General features: G+C 26.0%; 21 protein-coding genes and 1 pseudogene. 11 read left to right on the top strand and 11 right to left on the bottom strand.

The features are described from left to right. The first annotated feature begins 163 nt into the window (after positions 1 to 163). The 3 genes from Q0K52_RS10450 to Q0K52_RS10440 all read left to right on the top strand — a co-directional run bounded on the left by Q0K52_RS10450 (position 164) and on the right by Q0K52_RS10440 (position 3,349). Entirely contained in the window at positions 164 to 676 is a 513-nt protein-coding gene (locus Q0K52_RS10450) for a PaaI family thioesterase (protein WP_297299164.1), read from the top strand. Positions 677 to 740: 64 nt separating this feature from the next. Next, complete coding sequence (locus Q0K52_RS10445; protein WP_297299163.1) at positions 741 to 1,400, top strand: diphthine--ammonia ligase; 660 nt, start codon at positions 741 to 743, stop codon at positions 1,398 to 1,400. 152 nt (positions 1,401 to 1,552) lie between these two features. Continuing rightward, complete coding sequence (locus tag Q0K52_RS10440; RefSeq protein WP_297299161.1) at positions 1,553 to 3,349, top strand: glycosyltransferase; 1,797 nt, start codon at positions 1,553 to 1,555, stop codon at positions 3,347 to 3,349. Positions 3,350 to 3,993: 644 nt separating this feature from the next. Here Q0K52_RS10440 and Q0K52_RS10435 read toward each other — a convergent pair. The 3 genes from Q0K52_RS10435 to Q0K52_RS10425 form a co-directional block, all read right to left on the bottom strand. Further along, positions 3,994 to 4,722 (bottom strand): amino acid ABC transporter ATP-binding protein, encoded by a 729-nt coding sequence (locus Q0K52_RS10435; RefSeq protein WP_297299159.1) that lies wholly within the window; start codon positions 4,720 to 4,722, stop codon positions 3,994 to 3,996. Next, a complete protein-coding gene (locus Q0K52_RS10430; protein ID WP_297299157.1) occupies positions 4,715 to 5,428 on the bottom strand; it encodes an amino acid ABC transporter permease in 714 nt (237 codons plus the stop codon). The genes Q0K52_RS10435 and Q0K52_RS10430 overlap by 8 nt, the downstream gene beginning before the upstream one ends. 102 nt (positions 5,429 to 5,530) lie before the next feature. Further along, entirely contained in the window at positions 5,531 to 6,274 is a 744-nt protein-coding gene (locus Q0K52_RS10425) for a basic amino acid ABC transporter substrate-binding protein (protein ID WP_297299155.1), read from the bottom strand. Positions 6,275 to 6,517: 243 nt separating this feature from the next. Here Q0K52_RS10425 and Q0K52_RS10420 point away from each other — a divergent pair, with 243 nt between their 5' ends. The 5 genes from Q0K52_RS10420 (at position 6,518) to Q0K52_RS10400 (ending at position 10,438) form a co-directional block, all read left to right on the top strand. Further along, positions 6,518 to 7,126, top strand: a complete 609-nt coding sequence (locus tag Q0K52_RS10420; RefSeq protein WP_297299153.1) for a LemA family protein — start codon at positions 6,518 to 6,520, stop codon at positions 7,124 to 7,126. 98 nt (positions 7,127 to 7,224) lie between these two features. Next, positions 7,225 to 8,265 carry a LacI family DNA-binding transcriptional regulator gene (locus tag Q0K52_RS10415; protein ID WP_297299152.1) on the top strand — a complete coding sequence of 347 codons (1,041 nt, stop codon included), beginning with the start codon at positions 7,225 to 7,227 and terminating at the stop codon, positions 8,263 to 8,265. Positions 8,266 to 8,446: 181 nt separating this feature from the next. Further along, positions 8,447 to 8,881: a 50S ribosomal protein L19 gene (gene rplS / locus Q0K52_RS10410; RefSeq protein WP_297299150.1), complete on the top strand. Its 435-nt coding sequence runs from the start codon at positions 8,447 to 8,449 to the stop codon at positions 8,879 to 8,881. A gap of 38 nt (positions 8,882 to 8,919) precedes the next feature. After that, on the top strand, positions 8,920 to 9,747 hold the full coding sequence (locus Q0K52_RS10405) for a sulfide/dihydroorotate dehydrogenase-like FAD/NAD-binding protein (RefSeq protein ID WP_297299149.1): 828 nt from the start codon (positions 8,920 to 8,922) through the stop codon (positions 9,745 to 9,747). Positions 9,748 to 9,946: 199 nt separating this feature from the next. Continuing rightward, entirely contained in the window at positions 9,947 to 10,438 is a 492-nt protein-coding gene (locus tag Q0K52_RS10400) for a hypothetical protein (RefSeq protein ID WP_297299147.1), read from the top strand. 66 nt (positions 10,439 to 10,504) lie between these two features. On the opposite strand, the gene Q0K52_RS10395 is transcribed toward Q0K52_RS10400, so the two are convergent. From Q0K52_RS10395 to Q0K52_RS10375, 5 genes are all read right to left on the bottom strand, one after another. Continuing rightward, on the bottom strand, positions 10,505 to 11,530 hold the full coding sequence (locus tag Q0K52_RS10395) for a guanido phosphotransferase (protein WP_297299145.1): 1,026 nt from the start codon (positions 11,528 to 11,530) through the stop codon (positions 10,505 to 10,507). Further along, on the bottom strand, positions 11,520 to 12,068 hold the full coding sequence (locus tag Q0K52_RS10390; RefSeq protein ID WP_297299144.1) for an excinuclease ABC subunit B: 549 nt from the start codon (positions 12,066 to 12,068) through the stop codon (positions 11,520 to 11,522). The genes Q0K52_RS10395 and Q0K52_RS10390 overlap by 11 nt, the downstream gene beginning before the upstream one ends. A gap of 77 nt (positions 12,069 to 12,145) precedes the next feature. Beyond that, positions 12,146 to 12,841, bottom strand: coding sequence for a 2-C-methyl-D-erythritol 4-phosphate cytidylyltransferase (gene ispD / locus Q0K52_RS10385; RefSeq protein WP_297299142.1), 696 nt, complete (start codon positions 12,839 to 12,841; stop codon positions 12,146 to 12,148). Positions 12,842 to 12,852: 11 nt separating this feature from the next. Next, on the bottom strand, positions 12,853 to 14,724 hold the full coding sequence (locus Q0K52_RS10380; protein WP_297299140.1) for an MATE family efflux transporter: 1,872 nt from the start codon (positions 14,722 to 14,724) through the stop codon (positions 12,853 to 12,855). 298 nt (positions 14,725 to 15,022) lie between these two features. Further along, positions 15,023 to 17,398 (bottom strand): transglycosylase domain-containing protein, encoded by a 2,376-nt coding sequence (locus Q0K52_RS10375; RefSeq protein ID WP_297299138.1) that lies wholly within the window; start codon positions 17,396 to 17,398, stop codon positions 15,023 to 15,025. Positions 17,399 to 17,576: 178 nt separating this feature from the next. Here Q0K52_RS10375 and Q0K52_RS10370 point away from each other — a divergent pair, with 178 nt between their 5' ends. Continuing rightward, the gene (locus Q0K52_RS10370; protein ID WP_297299137.1) at positions 17,577 to 17,951 is read left to right on the top strand and encodes a DUF4234 domain-containing protein; all 375 of its coding nucleotides are present in this window, start codon (positions 17,577 to 17,579) and stop codon (positions 17,949 to 17,951) included. An 808-nt stretch (positions 17,952 to 18,759) separates the two neighbouring features. On the opposite strand, the gene Q0K52_RS10365 is transcribed toward Q0K52_RS10370, so the two are convergent. Then, the gene (locus Q0K52_RS10365) at positions 18,760 to 19,761 is read right to left on the bottom strand and encodes an NADP-dependent oxidoreductase (RefSeq protein ID WP_297299135.1); all 1,002 of its coding nucleotides are present in this window, start codon (positions 19,759 to 19,761) and stop codon (positions 18,760 to 18,762) included. Between the two features lie 376 nt (positions 19,762 to 20,137). On the opposite strand from Q0K52_RS10365, the pseudogene Q0K52_RS10360 reads away from it, so the two are divergent. Together Q0K52_RS10360 and Q0K52_RS10355 are read left to right on the top strand one after the other, a co-directional pair. After that, positions 20,138 to 20,692: pseudogene (locus tag Q0K52_RS10360) on the top strand (hypothetical protein). 852 nt (positions 20,693 to 21,544) lie between these two features. Continuing rightward, a complete protein-coding gene (locus Q0K52_RS10355) occupies positions 21,545 to 22,177 on the top strand; it encodes a hypothetical protein (RefSeq protein ID WP_297299133.1) in 633 nt (210 codons plus the stop codon). A 143-nt stretch (positions 22,178 to 22,320) separates the two neighbouring features. On the opposite strand, the gene Q0K52_RS10350 is transcribed toward Q0K52_RS10355, so the two are convergent. Further along, positions 22,321 to 22,890: a hypothetical protein gene (locus Q0K52_RS10350; protein WP_297299130.1), complete on the bottom strand. Its 570-nt coding sequence runs from the start codon at positions 22,888 to 22,890 to the stop codon at positions 22,321 to 22,323. A 685-nt stretch (positions 22,891 to 23,575) separates the two neighbouring features. After that, positions 23,576 to 24,052 carry a hypothetical protein gene (locus tag Q0K52_RS10345; protein WP_297299127.1) on the bottom strand — a complete coding sequence of 159 codons (477 nt, stop codon included), beginning with the start codon at positions 24,050 to 24,052 and terminating at the stop codon, positions 23,576 to 23,578. Positions 24,053 to 24,225: the final 173 nt, after the last annotated feature.

Below are 24,225 nucleotides of genomic sequence, written 5' to 3'. Positions count from 1 at the left end.
TTTCTAGCAATTTAAATTATAAGGAATACCTTCTTTTTTTAAACTAAAAGTGTGCAATATCTATGGCTCTTAAACATAAATTAGCATATATTAATATTGTTTTTTTATATAAAAGTATTAATATTAAAATCTTTATATGGAATAATATTTAAGGAGTTTTTTAATGGAATTAAAAGTATTAAATAAACAAAACAATTCAAGAATGTGTCTTGTATGCGGATTTAAAAACGATTTAAGTTTGAAAGCTGAATTTTATGAATTAGAAGATAAATCATTATGTGCATTAGTAACTTTTAAAGATGTGCATCAAGGCTACCCTTCAAGAGTACATGGAGGAATACTTGCTGCCATATTAGATGAGACTATCGGCAGAGCTATGATGCCTTATACTGGAGAAGATAAATGGGGTGTTACTATGACACTTACAACAAAATATAAAAGACCAGTACCTATTAATGAAGAAATAAGAATAATAGGAAAAATAACTTCAGGAGACGGCAGAATTTTTGAAGGTGAAGGTTATATACTTCTTAATGATGATAAAGTTGCAGTAACAGCCAAAGGTACATATATATGTATGAGTTTAGAAAAAATAGCTGAAATGGATCCCAATAGTGAAGAAGATTGGTTTGTTGAGAAAAAAGAAACTGATCCTACAACAATAAATATACCTTAATATTTTTATTTAATAAAAAATTATTCTTAAATACTATAATAAACTTTTTATATACGGTTTAAATATGAATAAAAAATTTGTTATGTCATATAGCGGAGGAAAAGACAGTACTCTAGCATTATACAGAATGATAAAAAACGGATACACTCCAAAATATATAATGACTACAATAAATGAAGAAGATGAACATTCTTGGTTTCATGGCATATCCGCTGAATTATTTCAGGCTTTGAGTGAATGTTTAGAAATTCCGCATATTTCGATTAAAACAACACATTATACTTATAGAGTAAATTTTATAGAAGAATTAAAAAAGGTTAAAGAAGAAGGAATTAATATTTGTGCTTTCGGAGATATAGATATTCAAATGCATAGAGATTGGGCTGAAAATTTATGCAAGGAATCAGATTTTGAATCTAAATTTCCTTTATGGCATCAGTCAAGAATATCATTAGCAAGAGAATTTGTTAATGCTGGGTTTAAGGCTAAAATAAAAATAATTGATACATCAAAACTTGATAAAAAATATTTAGGGCTTGATTTTACTAATGAACTTATTGATGATTTCATATCTATTGGTATAGATCCTGCCGGAGAATCTGGTGAGTTTCATACATTTGTATATGACGGCCCTATATTTAAAAAGCCTGTTGATATAGAACTGTCCGAAATACATGATTTTGAAAATCATTCAAGTATCAATATTATTTGCAAATGTCTATAAATATTTTTAAGTTTGTTGCTGTAAAATATAAAATTTAAAATTTGTTTGTTAATAAATAATGTTTGACTTTGATTAATAGTTTTTGTATAATATTTCATTATTATTCTATAGAAAAAATATATAAAAGAAAAAACTATAAAAAGCAGTAAAGTATGAAGATAAATGAATTAGTATCTATATTAGTTCCTGTATATAATATAGAAGCAACAATAGAAAAAAATATAAATATACTTATAGAAAAAGTTTCTCCTTTTTTTATGAACTTTGAGATAATAATTTCTGATGACGGAAGCAGTGATAATTCAAAAGAAGAAATACAGAAATTATGTATTAATTTTCAAAAGAATAACACAAATAAAAATATTAAAAATATAATAGGTGTATATGCAATAGAAAATCAAGGTAAAGGACATGCTTTAAAAAGAGCATGCGAAGTTGCTAATGGTGATTATATAATATTCTGTGACGGTGATATGGAAATAGATCCTGCACAATTAGAAAATTTCTTTGATATTATGCAAAAAGAAAATGCTGATGTTGTTATAGGTTCAAAAAGACATAAAGATTCTATTGTTAATTATTCTAATATAAGAAAACTAATTTCTTTTATATATTTTATGTTTGTAAAAATATTTTTTCATCTTCCTATACAGGATACTCAAACAGGATTAAAACTTTTCAAAAGAGATGCTATTATAAATATTTTCCCAAGAATATTAGTAAAAGCTTTCGCCTATGACTTGGAAGTTTTAGTAGCTTGCAATTCTAATGGTAAAAAAATAGTATCTGCCCCAGTAATAGTTAATCCTAATAGGCATTTCGGATTTATTAAATTTCCTGTTTTATGGAGAACATTTATTGATACTTTGGCTATATTCTATAGACTTAATATAGTTCATTTCTATAATGATTTATTTGATGAGCTAAAAGAAAAACCATTGGTAAGCATCATAATACCATTAAAAAAAATTAATGATTATATAAAAGAAGAAACAAAATACTTACTTGAACAAATATATACAAATTTTGAAGTAATAATACTTCCGGATAAATGTACAGAAGATGAAATCAATATAGAATTATTTAAAGATAAAAGAATAAAGATAGTAGAGACTGGAGCACTTCCCCCAGCAATAAAAAGAGCTATGGGAGTAAAGAACTCCAGCGGAAATATATTAGCTTTTTTAGATGATGATACATATCCGGAAAAAGATTGGCTTCATAATGCATTAAGAGCTATGGAAAGTACAAAAGTTAATGCTTTAGGAGGCCCTGCTGTGAACACTCCTAAAGATAATTTCTCAAAGCAAATAAGCGGACTTATTTACAGTTCAACACTTATGAGCGGAAAGCATAAGGCAAGATATGTACCAGATAAAGTTCAATATGTTAATGATTATCCAAGCTGCAACTTTATTATCACTAGAGAGCTTTATGATAGAGCCGGAGGTTTTGACAGTGAATATTGGCCTGGAGAAGATACTATACTTTGTAATAATATAATGAAGATTAAAGAAAAAATATTATATACTCCGGAGGCATTAGTTTATCATCATAGAAGGGATTTATTCTTCGGTCATTTTAAACAGTTAAAAGGATATGCTTGGCATAGAGGATATTTTGTAAAAAGATTTGGTGGTAATTCTTTAAGTTTATCATACTTTATACCTTCAATGTTCTTATTTTATACTATTTTTGTACCTATTGCATTTTATTTTAATTTGCCTCAGGTTTTAAACAATTATATACCAAGTATAAATAAAAATATTTTTTCAGCATTATTACTATTTCCGCATAGTTTTTATTGTTTATGTCTTCTTGGAAGTTGGGCAAGTACTCTTTCTCTTACAAAAGGTTTTTGTAAGGCTGTAGGGATATTTTTATCGCATCTTACTTATGGTGTATTTTTTATAAAAGGTTTTATAACAGGATTCATAAAAAAGAAATAATTAATATAAATTATATTTTGTATTGCTATCATCGCACGTAGAATAAAACCAAGAATATAGATTTATTTATAATTCAATATTAATTATATTTTAAATTTTGCTCACCGTGCATTATTTTCGTTTTAAACCTAATTTTCACTTGGGTGGGTGCCTTAATTTATAATTAAGCCATAAAGATAATAATATTAACATTTTAAATATAGCAATAAGGGATAAAGGGCGGGGTATGTAATAAAAGTTTTAAAATTTAATTACATTTGCCCACCCTCTAGCCTTATAATTTTTTTCTGATATCTTTATACCGTTTTTCTTTTTTTATTAAAACTGTTATTTTAGCTGCCCACCCAAAATTTTTTTTCAATTTATTGTGTTATCACCGCACGTAGAATAAAACCAAGAATATAGATTTATTTATAATTCAATATTAATTATATTTTAAATTTTGCTCACCGTGCGGTATTTTCGTGTTAAACCTGATTTTCACTTGGGCGGGTGCTATAATTTCTAATTAAACTATAAAGAAATGAAGATTGAAAATTCAAAATTGATATAAAAAAATAAAGGGCGGGATTTAGAAAAAAGCCAATAAACTTTTTAATAAAATATCCCTACCCTATTATATATAGAAAATTAACAATTATATTTTATTTATTTAATACCTTATATAAGAACTCTTTAACTCTGTCATGCTTAGGATTAGAGAAAAACTCATTAGGTTCCTCATCTTCAAGTATCTTTCCGTCATTCATGAAAAGTATTCTTGTAGCAACATTCTTAGCAAAACCCATTTCATGAGTTACTATAAGCATAGTCATACCTTCTCTGGCAAGCTCAACCATAACATCTAAAACCTCTTTAATCATCTCTGGGTCTAAAGCAGATGTAGGCTCATCGAATAACATTATATCAGGCTCCATCGCTAAAGCTCTAGCTATTGCTATTCTCTGTTTCTGACCGCCGGAAAGTTTATTAGGATATACATCTTTTTTATCAACTAAACCTACTTTCTTAAGAAGTTCTATTGCCTTTTTTTCAGCATCTTCTTTCGATACATTCTTTACTTTCATAGGTGCCAAAGTAATATTTTTCATTACTGTTTTATGAGGGAATAAATTAAAATGCTGAAATACCATTCCAAGATTCTGTCTTACTGTATTGATATTGGTATTTTTATCCATAATATTTTGACCATTTATGATAATGTCACCTTGAGATGGCTCTTCAAGTCTGTTAATACATCTCAAAAAAGTAGATTTACCGCTTCCGGAAGGCCCTATTATGGCAATAATTTCACCTTTGGCAATATCAACATCTATACCTTTAAGTACTTCTAATTTACCAAATTTTTTATGCAAATTTCTTACTTTAATCACTTTCTCTTAAACCCTCCTCTACCTTTCTCATAAACATAGCAAATACAGAAGTTAATATAAAGTAAATTATACCAACCGCTATAAGAGGCTCAACTCCTCTATATGTCTGACTTGTAATGATATTAGCAGATCTAAGCAAATCAACTCCGCCTATAAAACCAACTACAGAAGTTTCTTTAAGTAATGCTATAAACTCACTTACAAGAGGAGGCAATATCTTTTTAATAGCCTGAGGAATTATAATCTCTTTCATAGAAAGGGAATAATTCATACCCAAAGCTCTAGCCGCTTCCATCTGACCTTTATCTAAACTTTGTATACCAGCCCTTATAATCTCAGCAACATAAGCTCCAGAGTTAATACCGAAAGCAATGGCAGCTATAATAAGTATAGGAGTATCTCTTAAATTACCTATAAAAATAACATTAGCCCAAATCATAAGCTGAACAACTACAGGAGTTCCTCTCAAAATATTAACATATAAAAACGCTATCTTTGATAATGGGTTAAAATTAGCCAATTTCTTTGAATTTTTAAAAGGATAAAATTCTGAAAGCTGAAGCAAAGCTATTAATATACCTAATATAATACCTAATATAGTAGCTAATGCTGTTACCCCTATAGAAAAAATTAACCCTTTAAAAATATACATATATCTGCCATTAGATATAAATATTTTTTCAAGAAGTTCTAAATATTCCAGCATAAAAATACCTTTATAAAAAAATAAATCTTCTTTTGAATCTTAATTCAAATATATTAATATAATGAATTAAGAAACAAAAAGAAGATATAATTAACTTATATATTAATTTGCAAAGTACTTGCTTATTAAAGCATCATAAGTACCATTTTCTTTAATAGTTTTTAAAGCTTCATTTACTTTAGCAAGGAATTCTGTATCATCTTTTCTCATAGCTATAGAATATTCTTCAGTAGCAGCATCAGTTTCTACTAATTTTAATTCAGTGTTTTGAGCAACATAGTTTTTAGCAGGCTCATAATCTAATACTACAGCATCTACTTTTTGAGCTTTTAAAGCTAAAACAGTTTCTGAAGTTGTATTAAATTTTTGAACTTCAACATTAGGCAATTCGCTTACCAAAATATCACCTGTATAACCTAATACAACACCAACTTTCTTTCCAGTGAAATTATCGAAAGATGTTATATCTGTGTTATTAGCTTGTACAACTATAGATTGTTTAGAATTATAATAAGGATCAGAGAAATTAACGAATTGTTTTCTTTCTTCAGTTGCTGTCATACCAGCTATGATAATGTCAATTTTTTTAGACTCTAAAGCAGGTAATAAACCGTCAAATTGCATATCTACGATTTCAAATTGGAAACCCATTATTTTTGAAATTTCATTAATCAAATCTATATCAAAACCAATTATTTTATCGCCGTCTCTGTATTCAAATGGTTCAAATTCAGCATTGGTTCCAACATATATCTTGTTTTTTTCTTCTTTTTTCTGGCAGCCTACAAATACTGCTAAAACTATAGACAAAGCTATAACTATTTTAAGAATATTATTCTTTAACATAAAAAATCTCCTAAATAAATTTTGACTTGTTTTTACAATGAAAAAATACTACATGTAAAATTTTTATATTTTTTCGGATAATTCTATATAATAATGGAAAAAAGTCAAGATAAAATAATACTGCTTATAATAAAATATTTATATAACATTATTATATTATATATGGTTTTATATAAATAAATTTGTGTTAACAGAATATATAATATATAATTATTGCCAATAAAATCATAAAAAGGATAGATAATGAGAGGTTCTGCTGTAGCAGTAATATTTATTATAGTTAATATAATAGCTATTAGTATATTTTTGATAGTATCAACTACATCTATCAAAGAATCTATATTAACTGAAGAAAAATTATCAAGAGAATCTTTAGATAATATAATAGATATATATTATAGAAAAAATGCAGCAACTCAAAATTATTATAAGGCGGTATCCGTTATACCTAAAATAGATATATACACATTGCATGCTCTCAGTAATTATATAGATAGAATAAAAAAGATAGAAGTAGATTCTACATTAATAGAAAAACCATTAACATTCCAAGAATACCAATATTTGCAGGCTAGAATAACAGAAAATATTGATAAAATTAATTATACAGCAAGAAACTACCCAGTACTTAGAACAAATCAAAACTACATGCTCGCTTTAAACGAAATGCGCCCTATAATAGATGAAGAAAAAAAATCTATTACCTTATATAATACGCATGTACTAGAGTATAATAGATTAACTACAACCCCTCCTTCCAGCATAGTAGCAGGTATAATGGGAAAATTTCCGTTCTTGAAGTTCGAAACAGGTACTAATATAATAGCACAAACCTCACATATATTCCAATAATTCTCAATAAACTGTCAAAATATATATTTATTGTATTTGCAAAAAATATAACTTCTACTATAATAGTACAAATCAAATACTGGATCTAATAAATATTTATGAATACGAACAATATAGAAGATTTGAAAAAACTAAAAAGGGTAACTCAAGAAGAAATAGCAAAAAAACTTGGAATCAGCAGAACAACTGTAGCACGTGCTATAAACGGAAGTGAATTTATAAAAGAAGAAACAAAATCTAAAATATTAGAATTAGTATCAAAACTTAATTATGAAAAAAACTATATAGGAAGTTCTCTTGCTAATCAAAAAGGTAAAACTGTACATTGCCTTATAGCAAATTCATCTAATGATTTTTACACAAGTGAAATTATAAGAGGCTTAAATACAGTTTCCAATGAATATTCTCTATATAATTATAATCTAAAAATAACAGCAACAGAAATAGATTCTCCTGATAAGCAAATATCAATGTTAAAAGATATACTGAAATCTGGAAATATAGACGGTCTCATAATAACACCATTAGACAAAGAAGCTGTTTACGATATTTTAACTCCTTACTTTAAAAAGATAAATGTATTATCAATAGGAAACAGACTATCTGAAAATATATCACATGTAGGACCTAATCATATAAAACAAGGCAATATTGTTGCTGGAATAGTATCAAATCTTATTAGAGATAATGAAATACTTCTTGTAATAGATAACGGCGATGATAAAATATCTTCAGGAATGTATTTGGAAGGATTTTTGAATAGAATAAAAGACACTAATATAAATATATTAGGCCCAATATTCTGCGGAAATATAAACAGTAGTATTAATACAATAAAAGAAATGACTCTCAAATATGATATTAAAGGCATTTATATAAATAGATATGCTCAGGAAATATATGATACAATAGATAAAAATATATTAAAAGGCAAAAAGATAGTAACTCATGGTATGGCTAAAAGCATAATATCATTAATAAAATCTGGAATAATATCTTTTACAGTTATGGAAGAAGTATATATGGAAGGCTATAATGCCGGAAAAATGATGTTTGAAATGCTATACAAAAATAATAATAGTATAAATTGGAAAATATCAGACTCAAAAATCATTTTTATGGAAAATTTAACTAATTAAGATAAATAAAATATATATTAAAAGTACTATAAATATAGAAAATTATTTAAGAATAATACTTGATAAAATTAACATATTATGATAGAATATTGTAAATGTATTCTATGATGTTATATTTGTTTATTTTTCAAATTTAGAAATTAAATAATATTAATATAAATAAATTATTAGGAGATATACGATGGAGCAACAGATAAGATTAGTAGAAGCAAAATATAAAAAAGAAGCTATTTTACCTTTTGAAATAGGTGATACTGTAAAAGTATGGGTAAAAATTATCGAAGGTGACAGAGAGAGATTACAGGCTTATGAAGGTACTGTTATTTCTATTCGCGGCAAAGGAATTAATAAAAGTTTTATAGTTAGAAAAATCTCTTATGGTGTTGGTGTTGAGAGAATATTCTTATTAAATTCTCCTAGAATAGATCATGTTGATATTATACGTAAAGCTAAAGTAAGAAGAGCTAAACTTTATTACTTAAGAAATAAAGTAGGTAAAAAAGCTCGCTTAGTAGAAAGATTAGGCGTTAAAATACCTAAACATTCAGATTTAATTAAAAATACTACAGAAGAAAATAATACAGCAGAAGAAAATACAGCTTCTTCAGCAGAATAATATTTTTTGAATTTTTTGTTATTTTAAGGAGAATTTTTATGGGTTATAAAATAGTTGCTAGAGAGCAATGGTCAGAAAAAGTATTTATGATGAAAGTAGTAGCTCCAGATATAGCTAAACATCGTAAAGCAGGTAACTTTATTATATTTAGATTAGATGAAAAAGGTGAAAGAATACCTCTTACTATAGCTGATGCTGATCCAGAAGCTGGAACTATTACAATAGTAACTCAAAGTATAGGATACTCTACTACTAAACTTATGGAACTCAAAGTTGGTGATGAAATAATGGACGTTATTGGACCATTAGGTCAGCCTACTCATATTGAGAAAAAAGACGGTATAGTTTTAGGCGTAGGCGGAGGAGTTGGTATTGCTCCTTTACACCCTATAGTACAAGCACATCATAATGCTGGTAATAAAGTTATCTCTATATTAGGTGCTAGAGACAAATCTCTTATCATTATGGAAGATATGATGAGAAAAATTTCTGATGAAGTACTAATTTGTACTGATAATGGAAGTTATGGTGAAAAAGGTCTTGTAACAGATATGATCACTAGAATATATGAAAGAGGTGAAAAAATATCTGAAGTTATAGCTATAGGACCTGCTATAATGATGAAATTTGTAACTATACTTACAAAAAAATACAATCTTCCTACTGTTGTTAGCTTGAACCCTATTATGATCGATGGTACTGGTATGTGCGGATGCTGCAGAGTATTAGTTGGTAATGAAACTAAATTTGCTTGCGTTGAAGGACCAGAATTTGACGGTCACTTAATAGATTTCGATCTTCTTATGAAAAGACAAGCTATGTACAAAAAAGAAGAACATGAATGTAATTTAAAATTAGCTAACTAATTATATTTATTTACTTTAATTCGAGTATAAAAAGTTATAACTTATTTTTATAGGTTATAACTTTTTTTATATCAAAAATAAATCAATTTTAATCAATATAAAATCAATAAATAACATGCTATATATAATAAATGTAAAATTATTACTATTATAATTTACATTTGTTATATAAATATAAACAAAAGGAAAGGTGTATCTTATGTTAAAAAAAATAGCAATTTTATCATCATTATTAATCACAATATTATTTATAACATCTTGTGAAACTTTAAAATCATCAGCAGTAGAAATAACAAGAGGTTATATAGAAGAACATAAACCTGATATAAAAATAAAAAAGGCAAACATATCTGAAATAACATTAAAAGATATGACATTAACTACACTTTTAGAAATAAAAAACAATTTGCCGTTTGAAGTTCCTATGGAAAAAATACAAATAGATTTAATCAATACATCTGGAAAAACATTTGCAACAGCTTCTTCTGTTGAAACTTTAAAAATACCGGCTAATCAAGCAAGAGAAGTAAATATTGATTTTAATGCTAAATATTTAGATGTATTTACCACAGCTTTTGGAGCCATAAAAGATAAAAGTTTCAAATGTACTTCTAAAACTACTTTAACTTTTACAGTATATGGTATGAATTTCAGCTTCCCTTATGAAAAAGAAATAACATTTGTAGAATAATAGACTGAATAAAAAATAAATGATTTTTGAATTGTTCTTTATTAATTATTTTTATTAAAGAACAATTTAAAAATTAATATTTTTTTTGCTAAGTATATCTCTTATTACATTAGCCCTTATTTCTTCTAAATTTTTATAGTAATTGCTTTTCTGGTATAATTCTCTTAAATGATTATTCTTTCCTATAAACAAAATATAATATAAAGTATCCAATTCTATATCATCAATAATTCCATAATAAAGCCCTACTCTAAGCCAAGAATTATAATTTACAAGCTCCTTATATTTTAAAGACCTTGCTGAAAGTAAAATAGCTTTACTTCTGCATATTCTATCTTCAACTTTTATTCTATATAGTTTTTTTATTCTATTTCTAATTTTCTTCTCTTTTTCTGATATCTCATTAACTTTTTCTATCATACTGTCAAGTATAAACTTCTCTGTAACACCTATCATGATATTATTTTTTATATAAAGTAAACCATTTCTTATTTCTGCTTCAAAACCGATTTTTCCGCATTCATTAACAAAATCGTCTATATTATCTGGAGTCTTCCATATAAGACAAGGTATAGATAAGCATACTTGAACATTCATAGAAGTGCCCACTATTTCAGGAGAACTCGTTAAAAAACCAAATTTTTTATCATAAGCGAAATCAATTTTCTGATCCAAAGCATTTTCTATAGTATATGCTCTGTCAAAGCAATTATGAAGCTCTAAACCTCTTGATATAGTTTGAATTTCTAAATGTTCATTTGAATTTATAAGTAAAGATGATGACTCATCTACATTGGTATATAAAGAGGCATTAAGTATATTCTTATGTCCTGGTATTGTAAGATTTTCTATTAATATTCTTATACTTAAAGGTGATAAATCAACAAGTTTTATACGTGCTAAATCAAGATTTAATGATTCTATACCATCTCTTAATAAGTTTTCTACCTTATTAAAATCTTCTTTATCCATATGATAAAAGAATCTCATATTATCCAAATTTCTATAAATAGATACTTTGGAATACAATACTATATTATCATCATGACCTTTCTCGTATATCCAATTTGCTATACTACTATTAGTGGACATCTTTTTTTTCGCTCTTAATTTTTTTGGATATTAAATCTTTATGCAAAATTTCTAATTTATCTCTTATTAAAGCTGCTTCTTCATACTTTTCTATTTTTTTAAGAAGCTCTATTTCTTCTTTATATTTTTCTATTTGCACTTCTATATCTCTATAGGTGCGGTTTTTATTAGATATTTTACCTATATGTTTATTTTCTCTATGTATTTTTTTGATAACCTTTCCTAAATCGGTTCTAAAATTCTCATAACATTTAGGACAAGATACTATTGATGTTTTCAAAAAATCAGCCAAAGAATAACCGCAAGCTTTACATACCTTATTAGTATCAGGAATTTTTTTCTTTCTCTTTTTAGAAGGTAAAGATCTATAATTAGGAAATACTGTGTCAATATTATTGAATTCTAATTCAATACATTTCTCTATAATGTTTCCATTATTCTCACAGTCTTTACAGATATTTATTTGATGACGCTCACTACCTATAATTTCCTGTATATGTAATACAGCTTTCTCTTTGCCACATATATCGCACTTCAAAATATATATTCCTCTAACAAACTTAGTTTCAAAATTTTACCATTTAATAAAAAAAAAAGCAAATCATTATATGTAATTTATTTTAATTTAATAAAAATATTCAAATCTTCTTTTTTTGTTATTTTTATATTATTAGATGAACATTCTATAATCTTTACATCACCATAATATTTGCTGTATATCTCAGCATCATCTGTAACAAGATTTGTATCTTTATCATTGATATATTTATCAATTGCTGTCATATAATTATAAAATTTAAAAGCCTGAGGAGTAGCTGCTCTATAAAGATAGGTTCTATCAATAGTTTCTATTATATTATTATTCTCATCAACTTTTTTTATAGTATCAACAACTTTAGAAGCAAGTATAGCAGCATCTGTTTCAAGCACAGCATCATATAATGCCTGTATTTCTTTTTTACTAACTAATGGTCTTACACCATCATGAATAAACACATAATCTGTTTTTATATCATTATCTTTTATAAAATTCATAGCATTATACACAGAATAGACTCTTTCACTTCCGCCTTCTATATAATACTTCTTTATATTTTTTTTAATAGAAGCTTCATTTTCTACATACTTCTGTATATTTTTTATTTCATCTTTGGAGCTTACAAAAACAATATTATTAAAATTGAATTTAAGCATATTAATCAAAGTATGAATAAATATAGGCTTATTATCAACTTTAATAAATTGTTTTTTTACCTTTCCTCCGAACCTTCTTGAACTTCCTGCTACTAATATAACTAAAGTTGTATTCATAATAATAACTCTTAATTATTTGGTGTATTATCATCTTTTTGATTATTATCAGTTTTATTTTTATTTAAGAGATTTCTTCTTTCCTCTCTTCTTTTTTCTCTTTCCAATTCTTTTTCAGCTTTTAATTTATGTCTTTCCTCAACTCTAGCCTGAAATTTAGCCTTTCTTTCTAATCTTTTTTCTTCTTTTTCTTTTTTTCTCTGTTCATTATAAACCTTACGCTCTTCATTCATTTTTTCTCTCATCTCTTTAGCCTCTTCAAGCTGCATTCTCCATTCTGCTCTTTTTAATTTTTTCATTTCTTCGCGTTTTTTCTCTCTTTCTTCTAATTTCTGCATTCTTTCTATTTTTTCCATTTCTTTTTCTCTGAATAATACAAGCTGAACCGGATCTTTTATCTTACTTAATTTTTCTCTCATTTTTTTAACATAATCTTTTCTCATACCAACATTTTTAGGGAATAATTTAGCACCCAAAGAGTCTATAAAAAGCCTTGTTCTCAAAACAATACTATTTTGACTCCTCAAATTAATAACAGATACCCAAGGAATTCTGCTTATAATAATAAATGCTATAATACCAGACATAGTATTGGAGAATAAATTACCCCAGAATACTGACCAATATGATAGATATTTAGTGGTTAATATAATAAATATAAACCTCAACAACCATATCCTAAGTATACTAATTATCAAAGGAACCCGAGTCCGTCCAAGTCCAATCAATGCTCCCTGGGCAACCATCGTTATACCGAACCCTAAAACACCTAAAGCAAATATAGGCAATGCCCCATTAGCAACATATAAATCTTCTGCCTTTCTTGTAAAAAGTATAGTTATATGAGGAGTTAAAGGTATTACAATGGCTATAAGAATAATAGCGGTAATAGCACTCAATAACATACCTGTATAGCATGATTTCCTTGCTTTATCTGCATATTTAGCACCTATGTTCATACTTACCATTGTAGTTACTGCAGAACCGAATGCAGCAGGCAAATTGAAACATACTGCTGTAATATTATTAGCTATACCTTGTCCGTTTAATACTGTAGCACCATATTTTTCTACTTCGCTATTAATAAGGAAGAATCCCAAATTGCTTAAAAATGTAGTAAGCATTGAAGGAACACCTATCACCATCAGTTCTTTCAATATGGCAACATCAAATTTAAACTCTTTTAAAGATAATTTATCATCGCTTGCTTTTATAAATAAATCATAATACATCCAAGCTGTAACTATTGCATAAGTAGAAAAAGAAGCTAATACACTTCCTATAATTCCTAAATGTAAGAAATAAACATATACAAAATTGAAAACTACTTTTAATAAAAGCAATATAACACTTCTTATAAAAGTGGCTTCCGGTTTACCATTAGCATTTTTTATACCATTATATAAAGCAGCTAAAAAAGTCATAGGCATAACAAAACTGTATAATGACAAATACTGATATACATTTTCTTTAATGCCAGAATGTAAATTCATAGAAACAAGTATGCTTACTAAATAAAGTGTAGGCCCCATAGCAATACCAAATAAAACACCTGTAACTACTATTTGTGTAGATATTTTTCTGGCATTCTTAAAGTCGCCTAATCCATTATACTGACCTACTATGGCCATAGCAGCAACACCCAAACCTTGAGATAATGCTGTCATCATCATAATAATAGGCTCAGCAAAATTAACACTGCTTGCTATTATAGTATTAGTAACATTATTAAGAAAAAGTCCGTCCATCAATGGAATCATTGACTGAACTAAGCTCATCATCAATGTAGGGATAGAAAGCATTATCAATGTATTAGTAATAGAACCGTGAAGTATTAAATCACGTCTAGCTTCCGTTGACTGACTTTTAAAAAAACTAACCATAACCTGTATTCCTTATATTTCTTAACTTCCAAATATGTAAATATTACTCAAATTAAAACATTTCGATCATTTCAATTTAAATAATATCATACATTATAAAACAAAAATATTTGTAATAAACAAAATGATTTTTCATAATTTTTTTGTAATTATATTTGTGATTTTCCCATATACAAATTAATCATATTATATCAATAATAATAAACTTTTAAAGATGATTTTTTTATTATTTAAAAAATAATAAGAATTTAATTTCATAATTTGATACAAAAATACTATATGAAATATTTTTTATGCATTAACTTCTTATATTGCCAATGCTAGGATCCTCTATATTATCCTCTGGAAGAAGATATATATCATTATTTTGCTGAGGCTTTGTATTATTTTTCATTTCATCAGTATTTTGAGTATTATTATTAGCTGTACTTTCATCTAAAGGAGTATAGTAAAAGTCCTCATCATCTTCTAAAGCATTATTATTAGTTTCTTCTGCTTTTCCTGTACCGCTTCTAATATGATCTATAGGGCATTGTGTAGATAAATCAACATTACCGCCAACTGTAAGAGGGGCAACATTTACACAAGTATGATTTCTAGGAAGTCCTGAATCCTGACAAATCTCTACAACAAGTACATCTTCCGGTACCGGCCAATGAAATTCCCTTTTAGAAGAAGGAGTTACAGCATTAAGATATTGAAATGTAGCTAAAGCAGTGGTTGCTCCGCCTGTAACATTATTAGGAAGCAAATCATTTCTGTCACTTCCAATCCAAGTAATTGTAACGATTTCATCATTATATGCAGCAAACCAGTTATCTCTATGCTCGCTTGTAGTACCTGTTTTTGCTGAATATGAAGGATATTTAAATCCATAAGTATTCGCACTTCTATATGCAGTTCCTCCCGGAGCTATTACCTTTTGTAAAGTTGAGTTTAAAAAATAGTATGATGAAGGAGATGTAGCACTTATTTTATGAGGTGTTCTATCAACTAAAGCTGTAACACTAAGCTCATTTCCGTCCATATCTATAACTTTATCTACAATATAAGGCTTGTATTTAATTCCTCCATTAGCTAATGCACTATAAGCTGAAGCTAAATCAAGAGGACTCATCTCCATAGTACCTAAACCTATGGATAAAGCATTTGGTATATAAGCGTTCTCTCCAAAAAATTCCCTTGAATGTTCTATAAAATAAGAAAGTCCTATATCATTTAATAATTTAACAGCTATTGTATTAATTGATTTTGATAATGCTGTTTCTAAAGTGATTTCGCCTCTATACCTTCTATCAAAATTTCTAGGTGAATATGCCGGCTTTCCTGTTCCCTGAGGATAACTATAATTAGTATCTATCATTGTAGAAAAAGGCTGTGCTCCGCCTTCAAATGCATATAAATATATAAACGGCTTTATTACACTTCCTATTTGCCTTTTTGCCTGTACTGCTCTGTTAAACTGATTTTGCAATGTGTATCCGTCACCGCCTATCATAACAAGTATTCCGCCTGTCTTAGGGTCTATTGATACCATCGCTCCCTGATAGCTTCTATTAGAAGTACTTGACTGTAAATTTCTAATATTTTCTTTCATTACTGAATCAGCTATTCTGTAATATCTTTCATTTATTGTTGTATATATTTTTAATCCTGATAAAGCAAGTTCATCTTTATTGAAATAGTTTAATAATTCCTGTCTAACATATTCATTTACATAAGGTGCTCTGTTTACTGTCATTTTCCATTGTGCACCTTTTACCTGCTTATTTATATTAGTATACTCCTTATCAAACAATTCCAATTCTTCAGCCATAGTTTTTTTATCTATGATATTGTTTTTTACAAGTCTTGCTAATATCTGCTCTACTTTTTTTCTGCTGTTATCCGGATTATTAACTATAGAATAATATGTAGGGTTAGGAAGCATTCCTACAAGTATAGCATATTCTAATAGTCTGCATTGTCTTAAAGGTTTATTGAAATAATGATTAGCTGCAGCTTCAAATCCATAGTTACCGTCACCAAGATAAACGGTATTAAAATACATAGCTAAAATTTCTTTTTTAGTGTATTTCTGCTCTATTTCTCTTGCTGCAAACATTTCAAATAATTTTCTTTCTATTGTTCTTTCACTCTTAGTAAATAACAATTTCGCTAATTGCTGAGTAAGTGTAGAACCTCCGCCAACTATTTTTCTAGTTAAAATAGTTCTAATACCTAAATAAGCTGTTCTGAAATAGTTAATACCTTTATGCGAATAGAATTTTTGGTCTTCCATCAAAAGTAAAGTCTGCTCTAAAAGAGGGTTAATATCATCAACATTAACTACTTCATAAGCTGGAGGCATATACTCCCCTATCAATATATTATTTCTATCATATATCTTTGTAGGAGGGGAATCACCGAATGGGTTTAATGGATTAAAATATCTAATTCTTTTTTCATTACCCCTAATAACTATTATATCATAGTATTCCTCAAGCATTGCCATACTTTGATCCCGCCTTGAAACCCAGTCTTTATATACTCCTCCAACGAAGTATATGCCGACTATACCTACAGCAACACCTATGAATAAACATATAATTAAAAGAGTTAGAATAATTTTTTTTAATTTAGATTTTTTCTTAATGCCATTATTATTTTCTTGATTTTTTTTCTTTTTAAACATTTATTAACAATCACCACATTAACATAATAATTATTCTATATGATACTATAATATATATAACATTGCAAGCAGAAATTTAGAATCAAATTAATATGATTATGATTGACTTATGTATTTTTTTATATTAAACTATGTAAAAATATTTTTCATATAAATTTTATAAAAATAGAGGTAATTTATGAAGAACTTTCAAAACAAATCACTACTAAATGTTGGCATACTATCGGTAGTAACATGTGGAATATACCTTATTTATTGGATATATGTGACTACAAATGATGTTAATAGCTATATGGAAGAAAAATATTTCAATCCTACATTAGCTGTAGTTTTATCAATAGTAACTTGCGGATTATTTACTATATATTGGTTCTATAAATATGCAAATGTAATTTTTAATGATATGAGTAAAAAAGCTAATTTAGACAGTTATGGAGAAAGTGCAATAGTAGTAGCTTTACTTATTTTAGTACCTTTTGGTTATCTTTATTCTGTTCTTACATTACAATCTAAACTTAATATTATTTATGATAAATTGAATGAAAATAACTAATTAAAAAATAAATAATTTTAATATAAAAATGTAATCTTTATACATTTATCAAAATAAATTTAAATAAAAATAATATTATTTATTTAAATAATAAATAAACCTATATAGGGTATTGACAAAAAACTACTATAGAATACAATAATATATAAAGAGAACATATGAAAAGAAGTAAATGCAGCCGCTTATATATTTAAGTGACTGCATTTTTATTTGCATCAAAAAATTTTATTTATAATCTTATATCAAACAAATTTACCAACAAATCAAATAAACATATACAGGGTATTGACAAAAAATACTTTATATAATAAAATAAAATCATAAGAGAGGATATGAAAAAATAAAAAGGCAAATTTATGTTTTTGCATTTTTATCAAAATTAACAAATCTTATCAGAATCATTTCAATCAAATAATTTTTCATATAAATAAAAAAGTTCTATATAAATCAGGTTAAATAAATTTTAAATATAATAACAGCTTGGGCGGGTGCTGAAATTTCTAATCAAACAAAAAGTTTCAATAAAATTTTAATTGCAAAATATATTATAAAGCATAAAGGGCGGGGTATGTAAATAAAGTTTTAAAGCTTAAATTACATATGCCCACCCTTTAGGCTTTTTATATTCATCAGTTATTTTTGTGTTATATTTCTTTTTAGTTTTTCACTGTTATTTTAACACCCACCCTAGATTTATTTAAATTAAAAAAATATATTCACCGCACGAATAATGAAGTTATAAACATTTAATTATTTTTTAATTATCTATAAGAATCTGTACACCGTGCGTAAATAAATATAAAGCTAATTACATAGATATTATTATTTTTCCATCTGTATGTTTTTTTATAACAGTTTTTAAAGCTTCTGATGCATTATCCATATTAAATACAGTAGAATATATTTTAGGCTTTATATTTTTATCTTCTACAATTTTTGTAATTTTACAAAGCTGTTCTCCGTCAGCACGCACAAACATGAAACGATATTCTTTTTGCTCCTTCATTGCTTTTTTATCATATTTAGAACCGGCCAGAGAAAATAATAATTTTTTGAAGAAAGGGAATTTATTATCTTCAGCAAATTTTTTATTAGGGCTGGTTCTCAAACTTAAAAGTTTACCTCCTTTTTTTAATACCGATAATTCTCTGTCAAATTCATTTGCTCCAAGCGTATCTATAACATGATCAACATTTGAAACTAATTCTTCGTAATTTTCTTTATTATAACTAATATATTTATCAGCACCTAAATTAATAAAATGTTCTTTTAATCTTTCACTTCCAGAAACTATAACATTTAAACCTAAATATTTGGCAATTGGAACTGCAAGCTCTCCGAAACTTCCAGAACCTCCAGTTATTAAAATAGTTTGTCCTGATTTTGCTTCTAATTCTTCTGTAAATGCTTGATATGCTGTAAGGGCAGTTAAAGGTATTGCAGCAGATGTAATAAAATCATAATCTTTAGGCATAAGAGATATAAACTCACTGTCTACTGCTACATACTCAGCAAAAGCTCCTATTTTTGATATAGGCAAGCGAGTATAAACTTTATCGCCAATCTTGAAATCGGTTACATTCTTGCCTACACTTTCAACTACTCCAGAACATTCATTACCTAATGTTAAAGGCATTTTATAATCTTGTATAAGTCTTACTGCACCTGTTAATATTAACATTTCAAGAGGATTTACTGCCGCAGCTTTTACTTTAATTAATACTTCATTATTAGAAATCTCAGGTATTGGAATATCAGCAATATTGATATCTATTTCTTTTGAATATTTTTTTATTTGAATAGCTTTCATAATATCTCCATTTTTTATTTTTTATAAAAATATATTTATGTGATATATAAATCAATATAAAAATGTTGCTCATTTGCGATTTTTGTTGTAATAACGATAGTGTTTCTATATATAGAAATACAATAGTGATACATACAACACATATATTGCCTATATTAGAAATTAATAAAAAATTAATGAATAAGTTTTATATTAGAATTATAGTTATTTGCTATGTTATTTTAAAGCTATTATATATTTATTAAATTAAAAAAATCTGCAAACCGTGCATAATTCAATAAACATATACACCGTATTGACAAAAAAACTATATACATTAGAATTGAACAACTTTATATGATAAAAATAATTTCAATTAAAGAGTAGTTAAATAAAAATGAAAATTAAGAAGAAGAAAAAAAATGACAGCAAAGTTAATGTAATAGCTTTAATAATATATGTCTTCTTATCCTGTACTATACCGCCTACTGCAATATCATTTTTTGCTAAGGCTGATAAAAATATACAAGAAAAAAAAGAAATAATAGATAATAATAAACAAACTAATGCATCAAATTTTGACAAAGAAGAAGTACTTTAAGAAACAATAACAATATTATTAAAAGGAACTTTATTATCTAAACATAGCGGCTCAAAAGTGAATTTGAAAATTCTTGGTGTGAGAGTATTAATTGTATATATACTGACTTATGTATTATCGCTTGCAATTACCGCAATTATAGCCCAAAAATATTATCATGAAGATATAAAAATAAAAGAAGATATTAGAGAGACTATAGAAACAATATTAGTAGTGTTTATTACTCTGTCATTAATAGCATTCATTTTAATAGTAATAGTAATAAATATGGAAAGTAATAGAGAATATTTAGCTTTCAGCGGAGTGATTTTTGGTTTTATATCCTGTATTATCATTAGGAAAATATCATAAATTTATTAGTATTCTAAAAAATATATATTAAAATAAAAAATTTTAATTTAATATATTTTTGATCAACTTTTGACTTCGTCAAAGTTTTTATCCTTCGGATACGCTACGCGAAAAATGCAAATATTTTAGCTTTATATGTTTAATATATGAAACATAATATAATAATTGTTTATTTTAGTTAAGTTTTTTTGCTTCTAGGTGTATGAAGGCTTTACCTTATTACAAAGCAATCTTGCCTACAGTATGCAAAAGAAGTGGTGATGTTACGAAGTACGCAGAGCGGTTTGGCAAAGGCCCATATATAAAAACAAAAATATAAATTTATTTTTGACACAATATAATTGTTTAGGTATATACTGAATTTTTTAAGTTTATCAATTTTTTGTTTAATAGTTTTATTTTACGCTTACAATAAACTAACTCAATTTATAATTCAATAAACATCTATACTGTATTGACAAAAAAAGCATATATAATAAAATCATTATGAGGATTATGAAAAATAAAATGCTATTTAATTAGGCATTTATAATTTACACAATACGGTTTTATTTCCTATATAAAAGTCTATATTATAATAAATAAAAAAGTATTGTCTTTAATTTTTCTAATCATAATATCTATAAAGGCTTAAAATGCAGTTATGATAAAAAAACATAAAGAAGGATTACATAAAAAGAAATTAATAATTCATTTTTCTCCATAATATGGATTTCAATTACTATATTTGCTTTCTTTATGTTAAAAGATAATATTATAACTATCAAAGAGTATTTTAGTATAGCAGCAGGAATTATATCAGGTTTACTACTCGCAAATACTTTAAGCATTAAGGATATATAATAATTATTTATGAAAGATATTATTTTTAATTTAATATACAAAATCAATATACCAGAAAATGATTTATTTAGAATGTCAGCATTATTTTTATGCTCTTTTATAATAGTATTTTTAATATTACTTTTAATTAAAGGAGATTTTAGCTTTGATGAGTTCATTGGTGATAGTAATGGTATAGGTTTGGGAATAATTATAATATTAATAATAGCATTTTTTGGAGTATCAGGATTTTTTATAATAAGATACATTGAAAATACTTATGAATATATATTTATAGCAATTGGTATTATAACGGCATTATTTAATATAAACGAAGATAATATAAAAAAGACATTAATTGTTGCTTTGGTATTTTTTCTTATACTTTTATATGCAGGATTTTTTAATGCCCCAGCAACTATAAATAATGTATATATAAACAATCAAACTATTACAAATAATTATACTAATGATTTGAAATCAACTTTATCTACTCAAAGAAATATTGCTGACTTATTATTAGGATATGATAACCTTTTTGCTTCGGTTTTATTTGGTAATATTACATTAAAAGAGTATCTAATCATAGGATTAATTTTCATTTTATCTACAATTGTAATTATTTATATAATAAAAAGAATTGAAAAGAAAAAATCAAAATAAATATAAGTACAAAAATATAATTTCTTAATTTTGTATAGCTAATTAATTTTATCAACTTCTATATTTTTATAATTTTTTATGAACACAAAAACAAATCTCATAAAAGTTTATGACTTAGTAATAAAAGCATTAAATATTTATAATTATTCATTATTTTTTTTATTGTCCTTAGCTTTAAGATATTTACTGATTGACAATGTTATAAATGATATTATACCGCCAAAAAAGAAAGCTGATAATTCTATTATGCTCTCTATACTTCCAGGCATATTGAAAATAGCTAAGTTTTCATGTATTTTATAAATAATAACCGAACTTATTACAAGAATTATTGCAAGTAAAATAATATTAAATTTATAAGAGGCGTTTTTAAAAAAAAGTATTTCCATCAAAACACCTATAATAGCACATCCTACCATAAATATTATTACTAATCTCATAAATAAATCTTTTGAATCCTCTTCAAAATCTACGTTAGTATGCTCTCTATCTCTCCATCTGAGGTAGTTGCGGCGAATTTCTTTAATTTCTATACTATTATTAAAATCATAACTATTTTCTAAAATAATATCATTATCGATTACTATATAGTTTCCATTATAAATGTTATTTTCTTCTATTATATTATAGACATTATAATTATGTTTTGTCATTTCATTATAAAATATAAAAGAAATAATAATTAATACAACTGCTAATACACTAATCTTCATATAAACCTCTTAAAAAAATGCTTATTGCAAATTGATACATTTTTATCATAAATTGATTTTTATTTCAAGTTATTTGTTAGTACCTACATAATGTATTAATAAAATTATAATTAACGCACGGTAAATAAAGCCTTAAAATAAAGTATTTTAATAATTCTAATTTTACTATTTTTTAGAATCAGTTAACCGTGCGGTTAGTAAATCTGTATTTTAAATAAAGCTTGGGCGGGTGCTAAAAAGAATATATTAATTCCTATATATAAACAAAGTTTAATAGAAAAAGAGATTAACAATTCTTGAAGGGCGGGAATTAGAAATAAGTTTTAAAATTTAATTACATTTGCCCACCCTTTAGGCTTTTTATTATCACTGTCATTTTTGTATTATCTTTATTTTTAATATTATCTGTTATTTTAGCTGCCCACCCAAGATTTTTTTAAATTTGTTACGTATTTCTACGCACGCAGAACTAAATTTTAAACATAGATATATTTAAAATTTAAATCTAATTATATTAAAAATTTTATTCACCGTGCGGTTAGTAAATTTGTAATTTTAAATAAAGCTTGGGCGGGTACTAAAAAGAATATATTAATTTTTATTATAAATAAAGTTTAATAGAAAAAGAGATTAACAATTCTAAAGGGCGGGGTATTAGAATAAAATTTAAACAAATATATTATTTTTATTTAAATATTAATCTTGCCAATACAAAGCCTATTATAAATCCTATAGGCAAAGATAAATACTCCAATATGTTTTTTATATTCTCATAATTTATAAAAATAATTATCCCTGTAATTATAACAGATACAATGAGTATTATTTTGGCAGCAATTAATTCTTTTTTAGGTAAGCTATTTTTTAATAATAATATAAAACTAAGTAAAAAACCTATAATAAGAGAGCCTGTGAACATAATAAATACTCTATCTTCTTCAAGGTCAAGATCAACATCTCTGTATCTTCTTATGTTTTGATATTTAATATCAGAGTCTGTATTATAATTATCTTCTATTATGTAGTTATCTTCTATATAATTTAAATTATAAATGTTAATTTCTTTATTGTTATTATTTTTTATCAAATCATTATAAAATATGTAAGAAATTATAATGAATATTAGTATAATACTTAATCTATTTGTTTTTAAGAAGTTCATTTTATTTCCTGAATATAACTGCTAAATATAATTTTACTATAATTTAAAACAAGTTTTATTTCAATACTAAAAATAATTGACATAAAAATATATTTTTTATGTTTAAGAGCCATAGATATTGCACACTTTTATTTTAAAAAAAGAAGGTATTCCTTATAATTTAAATTGCTATA

Source organism: uncultured Brachyspira sp., assembly GCF_944390845.1.
GTDB classification, from domain to species: Bacteria; Spirochaetota; Brachyspiria; order Brachyspirales; family Brachyspiraceae; genus Brachyspira; species Brachyspira pulli.
Note: the sequence above shows the minus strand (reverse complement) of the source record. Positions and strands in the feature narration are given on the sequence as shown.